Source organism: Exiguobacterium sp. s145, assembly GCF_018618835.1.
In the GTDB taxonomy this organism is placed as follows: Bacteria; Bacillota; Bacilli; order Exiguobacteriales; family Exiguobacteriaceae; genus Exiguobacterium_A; species Exiguobacterium_A artemiae.
Map to the genome: position 1 here is coordinate 1 of NZ_JACSMV010000024.1, position 12,213 is coordinate 12,213.

Genomic DNA, 12,213 nt, shown 5'->3' on the forward strand with positions numbered 1-12,213 from the left:
TAAACGGCTTGGCTCCATTAGAATACAGAGCTCAAGCCGTTTAAAAGATTTTTATTATTTATCCTGTCTACTTGACGGGGAGCAGTTCACCTAAACTGTTTTTAGTTGCGAATGCTTCTTTTTTTGTTTTATCACTCAACATTGAAGTGTTCTCATTCTGTTGCTCTTACGGAATTCGACTAACGGTGTCCGCGAGCGGATAGGCGTGCATATCGAAATCGATATCCTCGGTCGTATAATAGATAAGGGTTTCGGCCTAATTGTAATTACTAATGAAATCCAATCATGCGTACGGAAGTCGTATACTGGCAACTGGTGATTACGCAAAACAAGCACATTTTACAGCTCCTTCAAAGATAAAACGAGAAAGGAGACAGTAGGACAATGGTGCGCGATTGAACATGAATTGACCTTTCGAATCAGTCAACCTTGTTCCACTTGAAACGGATCAAAAAGGCTCACTGATCCATTGAATCCAAAAATTTGATGTCGTACTCGCGACCTTGTTGAAATCATTTTTATTGGCCATATTCAGCTTACGTCCGTTTTGATAGAAAAAGACAAGAGTTGTTAAACCGCCACCGGAGATCCCGATTTTAATGTTTCGGGCAGCCAATGATTCGTCCTCGTCAGCAGAAATAGTGATAACAGCATCTGATTGATCGCGTACGATTTTGACAGCACCTGTCCGGGTATCTATACCAACACTCTTAATTCCTCTGGAGTGATGGGTACTGTTCGTATGAATATATACTTTCTTAACGGGATCGATTCGGATGACACCACCTGAAATTGTTGTTCCGTCCGCCATCTTGATGGCTTGTTTTTTGTATGTATCATAGGCAAAGACAAGGCTTGCACTACTCAAACAAATTAACGTAACAACAAGGAGTAAAAACGTTGCTTTTTTCAATTTATTTCCTCCTTTTTTAAAAAAATCTATAAATCATGTACAATCAATAATATTTCAAATTAAAAATGATGTAAACTATTTTTTTCATTTTTTACCATTATTTATCTTTATTAATTCAAGTTCTTTTATTCGGTTTTTAGTAAATATTACATAAAGTTAGTGGGGTCAGATAATTCAAAGTATGAGAGTATAAAATTTTTTAATCTCACTGTACCAACGGAAGATGGGTCCGTTTGATCGAGGGTTTGCGGTTTACCTCTCTACTTGCTGCTAGGAACGTTTCAGACCTAAAAAAATTTAGTCGTTCTGAACTCGCCCAAATACTTTACTGGATCAATGGCAGATCAAGAAGATGTCTCCATTTGAAAATTGCATACGAGGTTTTCTTTGAAGAAGTGATGAACTTAATTTGAAAAACCATCGACGCTAATTAAAAAAATTAAAAACCTGAATCCAAAAAGGACACAGGTTAAAAATACTAAGAAATGAATGGAAAGATAGAATTAGAACCTATTGTCTTCAGATGATACATCTTTAGATACTTTCCCAGTGAAAATGAAGTGATAGACTTCAATAATGAGGCAACACACAACAACGATGTATAAAAAGAATGAAATTAAACTATAGTTGAACGTCGTTGGAATCAAATAACTTAAAAACGAAAACTGTTCATTCACGATAGTGTAAGCGAAAGCTAAAATGAGTGTAAAAACCATCAATCTTCGATTAAAGTTTAATGGTAATCGATTAATGAATTTGGTGACTCCGATAATAAGACAAATAAATGCTAAAAGGAAAAAAGCAGAATTGATTTGATTAACAACTAGTAATTCATTAAATCCAGTCATTTTGCTCGAAATATGAATAATCCATCCAACTACTAAAGAAAATATTCCTATTTTTAAGTTCAATGAACCAGCCCGTAGTTGAGGGATGAGTTCGTGATGATGTTTTATCATCACAATAATAATCGCGATTAGAGAAACTCCAAGTAAAAATGACATAATTGATCTCCTTTATTTTATTAATATAAAGACATTATAAAATAAATTACCATTAATTTTACTAATTTATTTGTTTTATAAGGAAATGATTAAGATGTAAATCAGTAAAATCCCTCAAAAAATAAAAATATAACTGAGAATGTTTTTGGAAGAACAGGGGTAACTGTAACTGTTAGCCAGAAAGCAAAAACTGACACTTACGGAGGCGAGGAAAATGAAGCAACTGGACGGATTTCCAACATCGTACTGGCGCACTTCGATTGAAGCATCGACGTATCCGAAACTGGAAACAGATATAACGAGTGACGTTGTCGTCATCGGGGCCGGGATCGCCGGGCTCGTCACGGCCGTGCAACTGGTTGAACGGGGATATGACGTGACGTTAATTGAAGCCGATCGGATTGCAAGCGGAACGACCGGTTATACGACGGCAAAGGTCTCGTCGCAACATGGCTTAATTTATGATGAACTGATCCAGACGTTCGGCGAAGAGAAAGCAAAACTCTATCACGAAGCGAATGAAGAGGCGATTCGGTTCCTCCGTGATCAGACGACACGTCTGGCAATCGACTGTGAGCTTGAGGAACAGGATGCGTACTTGTACGTTGCGTCGAGTGGAGCAAAGCACAAGCAACTGATCAAAGAAGCAGATGCCTACAGCCGTCTTGGAATCAACGGTGGCGACGCGACGGATGAGGTCAAAGGGAAGTTACCGTATCCAGTCGAACAAGCCCTCGTCATCCGCAATCAAGCCCAGTTCCATCCGGTCAAATACTTACTTGGTCTCGCAGAATACTTCACGAAACAAGGCGGGAAGCTGTACGAACAGACGCGGGCGACGTCTGTTGAGTCGAAACGGACGCCGACCGTGTTGCTTGAATCCGGGCACCAGATCGAAGCAAAAAAAGTCATCGTCGCGACCCACTTTCCATTCAACGATTTTAAAGGACTCTATTTCTCGAAACTCGAAGTCCACCGGTCTTACATTGTGTCAGGACGTGTTCCGGAACAGTTCCCGGACGGTATGTTCATGAGTGCTGACAAACCAAGTCGGTCACTTCGGCATACGCATCTGGACGATGGGACTAGGCTCGGACTATTCGGTGGAGAGAACCATCTGTCCGGTCATCAGACGGATACGAAAGCCAACTATCAAGCGTTGGCGCATTTCGCAGAGAGTGAATTTGATGTCGCCCAAATCGAGCAATTTTGGTCGGCCCAGGATTTGATTTCACTGGATAAAGTGCCGTACATCGGTCAGATGACGAGTGATGATCCGAATATCTTGATTGCGACCGGCTTTGCCAAGTGGGGGATGACGAATGGGATTGCGGCAGGACTGCTTTTGTCTGATTTATTAATAGGAACGCCAAACCGTTTCCGGGGATTGTTTGATCCGAACCGGTCGAAGCTGCATAAACAGGATGCCAAACAATTTGCGAAGAACAATGCCGATGTCGCGATTGAATTGCTGAAGGGGAAAGTCAGTCGCGCCAGTCAATCGGCGGACGACCTCGGCATCGATGAAGGGGGACTTGTCCGTCATGCCGGGAAGACGGTCGGCGGATACCGCGATGAGTCTGGTGAGTTGCATCTCGTCAAGACGACGTGTACGCATATGGGGTGCGACGTCAAGTGGAATAACAGGGAACGCTCATGGGATTGTCCGTGTCACGGTTCGCGATTTGATTACGAAGGAAATGTGCTCGAAGGTCCGGCTGTTAAGCCGTTGAAGAAGTTAAAATGATACAGTGATCGTCTCTGATCTCGGGGGCGATTTTTTTGTGGAATAATTCGCTTGAAACTCTCGTTTGTTGGATACTCAATAGTTTTACGAACAGATGACCGTAAATATTTTGACTGATATCAGAATTTAATACTTTATTATTTTTTGGATGTGCTATAATTACCTGGTATTAAAAATATTCAAGCGTTTAACTATATCGGTCGGGTCGATCTTCATGTGGATGTTACGAATTCACCGTCACGGACGCCGTTTACAGGTTTTATATCAAGTTCATTTCATAGTAGCGTCGTGAACGCTGTACGAATTCGAGGAGGAAGCAACACATGAGTAAAGAAAAAATCGTCCAGCTCCGCAAACACGTCTCGCCTTTTGAGAAGGCAGACGTCAAATCCAGCGTCCGGCAGATGATCAACACGATCTTGCCGTTTCTCGTGGCCTGGTTCCTGGCTTATCAAGCCTTACAGATTTCCGTTTGGCTCGCTGTTCCGCTTGCGATCGTCGCAGCCGGTTTCGTCGTTCGGATGTTCATCATCTTCCATGACTGTACACACGGGTCATTCTTTAAAAACAAAAAAGCTAACGCAATCGTTGGAACGATCACAGGCATCCTGACCTTGTTCCCGTATGAGAAGTGGAAACGTGAGCACTCGATCCACCATGCCTCAAGCGGGAACTTGGACAAACGTGGTGTCGGTGACATCTGGGTCATGACGATTGAAGAATATGTCGAAGCGTCAAAATGGACACGTCTAAAGTACCGTCTGTACCGGAATCCTCTCGTCATGTTTGGTCTTGGACCACTCTTGTTGATTTTGGTCGTCAGCCGCTTCAACCGAAAAGATGCCCGCAAGAAGGAACGGATGAATACGCATGTCATCAATGCGTCGTTGATCGTCCTGTACGGCATCATGATTTACTTCATCGGTTGGCAGGCATTTCTGATCATTCAAGGCACGACGATGTTCACAGCAGGCGTTCTCGGGATTTGGTTGTTCTACGTCCAGCACACGTTTGAAGACTCGTATTTCGAGGATGAGAGCGAATGGGATTACGTCAAGGCCGCGATCGAAGGCAGCTCGTATTACGAATTGCCGAAAGTCTTGCAGTGGGTGACAGGAAATATCGGTTTCCACCACGTGCACCACTTAAGTCCGCGTGTACCGAACTACAATTTAGAAAAAGCCCATACAGCGACACCACCGCTTCAAAAAGCAACGACGATTGGCTTGTTCTCGAGTCTGAAGTCGCTTCGTTACAAGCTGTATGATGCGAAAAATAAAACGTTTGTGACGTTCGGTGAAATCAAGCATCTGCTGCGTGAACCAAAAACGTCCGTCTCTTAAGCACACAGACCTGACTTCCATTCGTGGAAGTCAGGTCTTTTTTGATGCCGGCTACGACTTTTGCCGTATGTCGCGCGCCTTGATCCATGGTACGATGGCAAGTATTGAAGGAGGGATGATGATGCGTCGTCTACCCATTGCTTACGTCATAGCAGGAGCCATCTTACTTTTGCTGTTCGCCTTCAGTTCGATGCGTTATGAGCAACAATCGCTGATTCCGTTTCTGACGAATCATATCCAACTCGGGTGGGTCTATGCCTTTTCGTTCGTCTCGTTTCATTATGAAGTTCCGATCAGTGTCGCGTCGCTAGGTCCAGCGGCGTTCCTTGAGTTCTTCATCCGGAAAGGGATGCATGCCGGTCTGTTCTTCATTCTTGGGACGAGCCTGGTCCGTGTCTTACGCATGCGTGGTTATCGTCCTGTGCCGGCTGCCTTTTTTGCTGCGACGACGGCAATCACGGTCGGTGTCTTGGATGAATTTCATCAACAACTGACCGGCGGACGGACACCACTGGTCGGAGATGTCATCATTGATGGAAGTGGAGCCGTCTTTGGCATCTTGCTGTATACCGGAATCCGCTTGTTCCTCAAAGCGGATCGAATCGTCAAATCAGAATATCAGCAATCGAGCTGAATACGAAAATACCCGGTCGTCTCAAAAGGATTGAGGCGACCGGGTATTTTGACGATCAAAAACGTTGGACCCATTCGATTTTGTATTGCATTCGACCGTATTGCTTACGAAGTAATTTTTCTGCTTTTTTTCGAGCAGCCGTATGATCACGAGCCTTAATGATCAATCGGTCAGTATCAATAATCTCGTCAGATTCCATTACTTGATACTGAACAGAGTATTCTTTGATCGATAAATTGAATAAGCTCAAAAACATAACTCCTAGATCGTAGTTGTTATAAGATGGTGTATAGTACATTAGTTAAATTATCAATTTGAATCAGTAGTAATTACAAATTCTGTTTATAAGTTTGATATGACTATAGACGATGAGACGATTAAATAAAATAAAGAATCGCCTTTTTTAGTGATGTATTGGTTGTGAACATCTATAGATTAACAATAATTTCCTTGGAACTCCTATATAATTATAGGTATGATGAAAGGATGAAAGAGGTGAATAGATGATAGACGAACTAGATCAAGTCAAAAAGACTTCAAAATCAATTACAAAACGAGAACGGCTTTATTTCTGGTTGCTCCTGCTGAGCACACTCGTAACAGGATGTGGTCTGATTGTCGGAGTACTGGCGCTCGGAACGCTTGGTGTCGTCTTACTCGGACTGACCATCCTCTTACTCGGAGCGATTTGGATTCGCCAATGGGTCCGGGTGATGACGATTCGGACAGAAGGAGTTTTTCTGAGTGAGACCCAACAACCACTCGTTTATACGCAACTTCGTCGTGATGCAGAACGGATGGGCTTCTGGAAAGCACCAGAAATCCTGTTGACGCAGGACTTGAAGATGACACGACCACGGACGATTGGTTTGTTCCAAAAGTATATGTTGGTGTTGCCGGCGGATTATCCGTTAAATGAGACGACACGGTTTGAAATCTTACGGGAACTGGCCCACTTAAAACAAAACCACGAAGAAAAACAGCTGTTGTTACTGATCGGGAGCTGGGTCCCATTCTTGCGTGCGGCTTACTTACGCGCTTGTGAAGAGACGGCTGACCGGTTTGCGCTTACTCAGTTGGCTGACGATGAGCGAATTCCGGCTCTCGTCCGCTCGATTGTTGGTCCCGCATTATGGCGCCGACTGGATGTTGTGCACTACATAGAACAAAAACAACAAGCGCCGTCACTCGTGACGAGTTTGAGTGAACTGTTCCGTCATCAGCCATCCGTGCACCGGCGCTTGGTAGTTGCCGGACTGAAGACGACTGCACCCCGATTGGCGCGTGTGACAAGCGGTCTGCTTGTCATTCTGAGTTGTCTGTTGCTGGCCGGTCTCGTCTTTACAGCAACGGAGCTTGAGGTTCCAGAGTGGTCGGGCTGGACGGAGTCAGCCGTGCAGCAAGATGATACTAAGCAAGATTTAGGTGAATCAAAACTGATGGCCGCGATTCAAAAGGGAACGCTTGATGAAATCAACCAACTGATTCCGAAGAGTGACATGAATGCGGTCGATGCGGACGGAGATACGGCATTACATTATCTCGGATACCGGAAGTCGAGCGAAGGGCTCGAGGGTGTTTTCCAAGGCTTGCTGTCGGCTGGAAGTGACGTTGACGCCGTCAATGACTTTGGAGAACGACCGTTCATCACCGCCGTCTACAGCAACAACAAGGAACTTGTGGAGCTGTACTTGAAACGCGGCGAAGCAATTAATCAACGGGATGACGAGGAGTATACGCCGCTTCATCACGCGGTCGAAGGCGAAGGCAAAGAGACCGTCAAACTGTTGCTCGAGCGTGGGGCGGATCCGGCACTGAAGAATGCCGACGGCTACACGCCGTTGATGATGGCAGAAGAGTATGAGCTTGAAGACATCATCGTCTTACTGAAACAAAATCAAACGCAGACCTTATAAAAAAAGACGATTTCCCGCTTGGGAAAATCGTCTTTTTGCTGATTAGTTGGCTTCGACTTTTGTATCGAGGATACGACCTTCAATTTTGTAGTTGACTTCGCCGAGTGACTTCGTGAAGTCACGAAGGTTTTCCCAGTCCGAGAGACCCAGATCCGTCACACGGCCCGCTTTGTAAGCCACTTCAAACGGTGTCAGACCATCGCCGCCTTTTGCTGTGAAGGCATTGGTTGCGATGACATATGTTTTCGCAAGATCGATTGCTTCAAACGTGCCGCCGTTGTTGACTTCTATCTTCGTGACACGGTTTCCTTTTGCAAGTTTACTGCTGTATTCGAACTTCATGCCCGATACGTGGAGGAATCCACCGTTTTCGAGTGGTGCCACACCAACGCTGATTTCAAGCAGGTCCTTGATTTCCTGACCCGTCAATTTCACTGTCGCGAGCGTATTTCCGAACGGAAGCGTCGTCAAGACTTCGCCGACTGTAAGTGGTCCGGCATTGATGGCAGCACGGATCCCACCACCGTTTTGCATCGCGATGACCGTTTCAGCATTATACTCTTTTGCTTTTTTGAGCATGCCATCCGTGATCAAGTTTCCGAGTGCCGTCTCGCTGTTTCGGACACTGACTTCGCCGCGTGGGTTCACGAGCTCGTTGACGATATTCGCGCCGACTTCTTCGTTCTTCAACTCAGCGATTTGATTCGCATATGGCTTCAGGATTTCAGCAGCACGTGTATCTTCCACAGCTTTTGCCACATCGATCAACGAACCGTTGTACTCTGTCAATTTCCCTTTGTAGTCAAATGTCAAATCCAGATTTCCGAGGAAATCACCATATTGATAAGCTTGAGCGATTATTGTTGGTTCTGTTTTACCCGGAACAACTTTACCATCGACTACGACAGGTGTTTCAATCTTCGTATGCGAGTGACCGCCGACGATAACATCAATTCCGTCCACGTTCCGTGCAAGTAACTGATCGTTGTCGACCGCTTCATTGTCATCAAAACCGATGTGAGTCAAAGCGACAATTTTATTGACACCACGATTTTCAAGTTTTTTGACGGTAGCTTTTGCGCTCGCGATGTAGTTCGCAAAGGCAACAGTTCCTGGACTTGAAATATCGGCTGTTTCTTCTGTCGTCAAACCAAAGAACCCAATTTTTTGTCCTTTGTATTCTTTGATTACGCCCTGATAGATATTTCCATTCACAGGATTTTTTGAGAGCGATTTTGATTGCAGATCAGCGAGTAATTCGTTTTTTCTAAAATCGACGTTTGCTGTGATGAATGGGAAATTGGCTTTCGTGACGAAGTCCTTTAAGGCTTGATGATTATCTGCATCCCCGAGATCGAATTCATGATTTCCGAACGTCATTAAATCATATTGCATATAGTTCATCAAGGCGAGATCAGCTTGACCTTGGAACTTGTTAAAGTAAAGAGATCCCGAGAAGACATCCCCTGCATCGAGTAGTAGAGAAGGAGTTCCTTTTGCTTCGTATGCAGCGCGTAATTCTTTAACGACAGTTGCTCGTTTGGGTGCTTTATCGAGGTTTGCGTGCGTGTCATTTGTGTGTAACAAGCCGATTGAAAACTCTTCTTTAATTAAAATTTTTATCTCAATAGGTAATTGTTTTTTACCGTATGTTCCTGTAACTTTTTGATAGCGATTAAGAATGTGTTTATTATATTTTTTCCATGTGATTTTTTCATTGTTATAAGATGTAGGTAAGAGGATTGGATTACCTTTTATAAAAGTTAAAGGTGTAAGTTCAACCTTGTTGACATGTTTTTTTTCGCTTGCCGAGACACTCATCTGCGCAACCGGCACGATTGCCGATGTCGTCAGGGCGACAGCGACGGCTGCCGCGTAAAGCGGTTTTGATTTGTACATACGTAGAAATCCTCCTTCAAAGTGGGTGTATGAATACAAGGTCGAAATGCGATCGTTGACCTCTTCTTCTACTATAAGTCGTTCTAAGTACCGGGTGCGATAAAACTTTTGTAAACTTCGTAAATTCTTAGGTCGGACGACATGACAACCCGGTGGAGACGTTTGTTTTAAGAAGTGTTCCTAAGACATACAAATTAAAGTTATAAATTGATAACGCTATCATTATAATCTGTCTTATAAAAAAAAGGAACGAAAACATCCATCTATTCATTAAACATTTCCATTATTTGATAAGCAGATGATGGTTTTCGGTACAAGATTTCTGTATGATGAAGAAATGAGGAAACATTGGGAGAGGGACAGAAAACACGATGAAAGAAACGATTCAAGGGACCGTAATTTTGGTCATTTTATGTTTAATGAGTATTTTGTTGTTATGGGGACTGGCCTCTCCACCGACTACAATTGATTTTCCATTTATAACCCATTCTAAATCCGCTTTTATCGATGTTTTCTAAATCGTTAAAGCGGTTTTTTAGTCACATAGAAAGCTACAGTTTGGTGTCGGTTTGTCGAATACGTTGACACGATTTTTAACGATGGCTAGAATTGATTAAGTGTATTGAAATTGAATAGCATATCAATAAGTAATGATCTGAATGTAAAAAGGGAGGGATAAATTAAAAACTATAGCGAGTTGTTTAATATAAACTGCTATTTGAAAAAAAAACAAATATAATATAAAGTAACTAAATTAAAATAAGTGTACCTTTATAGATACAGATCGGAAGGAATTTATTATGTGGAAAGAAATGAAGAGTATTATTCGCGAACAAGTGGAGAATTTTCCGCTTATACGCCGTTTAGCTCGTTATGAAATAAAATCGGCACATGCGGAGCAGCGCCTTGGTTTACTTTGGGAACTGTTAAATCCCGGACTACAGATATTTATATATTGGTTTGTTTTTGGTATTGGTTTGCGGGGGAATGAAAATGTTAATGGCAACATCCCATTTATCGTGTGGTTACTTTGTGGAATAGTAGCTTGGTTTTTCATTAATGATGCTTTGCTACGTGGATCAAACTCAATCAATAGTCGACTCGCAATGATAACAAAAATGAGATTTCCAATGAGCGCTATTCCTTCATATGTTATTCTTTCAAGAATGTATCAGCATATTGCAATGCTCTTAATCGTTTTTGTTGTTATCATGTTGAACGGTATTCCCTTAACATGGAAGTTACTTCAATTACCTTATTACGTAATAGCAACTTACATTTTCGTTTACGCGTTCTCTTTATGTTTTTCTACTTTAATTACTCTTGTTAAAGATATTCACTTGTTTTTACAATCACTATTGAGAATGCTTTTTTATATAACACCAATTGTATGGAATATAGAAAGGTTTCCAAGTGAATTGCATGGAGTACTTCGCCTCAACCCAATCTTTTATCTCATAGAAGGTTATAGATCTAGTTTACTTGGCGGCTCATGGATTTGGAGTGAATGGTCAACAGGACTTTATTTTTGGAGTGTAACGCTCTTTTTGTTTACTGCTGGAACGTTACTACACATCAAGTTTAGGAAATCGTTTACAGAGCTTGTCTAAGAAAGGAACTCATTATGTCTATGATAACACTCAGTCATGTCACGAAATATTTTGATATGGTTACGACAACAAAAGAAAAATTTAAGTTATTGTTTAAAAATCAACGTAAAAGCAGCAAAACTTTTACAGCACTACGTGATATCTCTCTTAACATTGGAGCAGGTGAAGTTGTTGGATTGGTCGGGATTAATGGATCGGGAAAATCTACTTTATCTAATTTAATTTCTGGAATAATTTACGCTAACGAAGGTGAAGTTTCTATCAATGGAGAAGTTGCAATTATAGCTGTTTCACAAGGTCTAAAAAACGTATTAACCGGTCGTGAGAACATTCGTTTAAAGTGCTTAATGCTTGGGATGGACGATGTGGAGATTGATCGTCGAATGCCTTGGATAATTGATTTCGCTGATATTGGTGAATTTATCGATCAGCCCATCAAAAAGTATTCGAGTGGAATGAAATCGCGTCTTGGCTTTGCAATTGCTATAAATGTAGATGCAGACATTTTAATTGTTGACGAAGCACTTTCTGTAGGCGATCAAACATTCTATAACCGATGTATTGATAAGATGAATGAATTTAAAGATGAAGGGAAAACAATTATTTTTGTCAGTCATTCACTCAATCAAATTAAAAGTTTTTGTGAACGTGTAATATGGCTTGAATATGGTCAAGTGAAACTTGATGGAACCACTAAAGAAGTTATTCCAAAGTATGACAACTTTTTAGCGGAATATAAAAAAATGTCTAAAGATGAACAACATTCTTATCGAAACAATCGTTTAAAAGAACAGTCGAAATATGAAAAAACAATAAATCATAACGTTGAGGAAAACAATACTAATAGACACTCAGGTTTGTTATTTTCAATGCTCAGTTTATTAATTGTTATAACCGGAAGTCTAATGGTTGTTGAAGAAACACCAACTTTTTCGGCTCTTGAAAAAATCTTATTAAAAATATTTTGAAAAGAGTATTATTTTTTTTAATGAAAGTATAGATTAAAACAATTAAATTTAACGGTCTTAGCTCTGTTGTTCTTGAGTTATGACCGTTAATTTTTTTGAAAATTACATCGTATAAATGAACGTTGCTCATATAACATTATTAAATAATATGGTAATATTTATTCTAGTGTATTTAGGGG

At 41.7% G+C, this 12,213-nt stretch carries 8 protein-coding genes; 6 read left to right on the forward strand and 2 right to left on the reverse strand.

What is annotated here, in order from left to right:
• Positions 1–448 precede the first annotated feature (448 nt).
• Complete coding sequence (locus tag KNQ07_RS14085) at positions 449–913, reverse strand: hypothetical protein (RefSeq protein WP_214767357.1); 465 nt, start codon at positions 911–913, stop codon at positions 449–451.
• A 1,218-nt stretch (positions 914–2,131) separates the two neighbouring features.
• Between KNQ07_RS14085 and KNQ07_RS14090 the strand changes: the two genes are divergently transcribed.
• The 4 genes from KNQ07_RS14090 (at position 2,132) to KNQ07_RS14105 (ending at position 7,557) form a co-directional block, all read left to right on the forward strand.
• Positions 2,132–3,664 carry an FAD-dependent oxidoreductase gene (locus KNQ07_RS14090; protein WP_214767359.1) on the forward strand — a complete coding sequence of 511 codons (1,533 nt, stop codon included), beginning with the start codon at positions 2,132–2,134 and terminating at the stop codon, positions 3,662–3,664.
• A 323-nt stretch (positions 3,665–3,987) separates the two neighbouring features.
• Positions 3,988–5,007, forward strand: a complete 1,020-nt coding sequence (gene desA / locus KNQ07_RS14095; protein ID WP_214767361.1) for a Delta(5) desaturase DesA — start codon at positions 3,988–3,990, stop codon at positions 5,005–5,007.
• Between the two features lie 121 nt (positions 5,008–5,128).
• Positions 5,129–5,641 (forward strand): VanZ family protein, encoded by a 513-nt coding sequence (locus KNQ07_RS14100; RefSeq protein ID WP_214767363.1) that lies wholly within the window; start codon positions 5,129–5,131, stop codon positions 5,639–5,641.
• A gap of 503 nt (positions 5,642–6,144) precedes the next feature.
• Positions 6,145–7,557: an ankyrin repeat domain-containing protein gene (locus KNQ07_RS14105; protein WP_214767365.1), complete on the forward strand. Its 1,413-nt coding sequence runs from the start codon at positions 6,145–6,147 to the stop codon at positions 7,555–7,557.
• A gap of 42 nt (positions 7,558–7,599) precedes the next feature.
• Here the strand turns inward: KNQ07_RS14105 and KNQ07_RS14110 are convergent, their stop codons facing one another.
• Entirely contained in the window at positions 7,600–9,456 is a 1,857-nt protein-coding gene (locus KNQ07_RS14110) for a bifunctional metallophosphatase/5'-nucleotidase (protein WP_214767367.1), read from the reverse strand.
• Between the two features lie 800 nt (positions 9,457–10,256).
• Between KNQ07_RS14110 and KNQ07_RS14115 the strand changes: the two genes are divergently transcribed.
• Both KNQ07_RS14115 and KNQ07_RS14120 read left to right on the forward strand, forming a co-directional pair.
• Positions 10,257–11,066 carry an ABC transporter permease gene (locus KNQ07_RS14115; protein WP_214767369.1) on the forward strand — a complete coding sequence of 270 codons (810 nt, stop codon included), beginning with the start codon at positions 10,257–10,259 and terminating at the stop codon, positions 11,064–11,066.
• 14 nt (positions 11,067–11,080) lie between these two features.
• The gene (locus KNQ07_RS14120; protein ID WP_214767371.1) at positions 11,081–12,034 is read left to right on the forward strand and encodes an ABC transporter ATP-binding protein; all 954 of its coding nucleotides are present in this window, start codon (positions 11,081–11,083) and stop codon (positions 12,032–12,034) included.
• Positions 12,035–12,213: the final 179 nt, after the last annotated feature.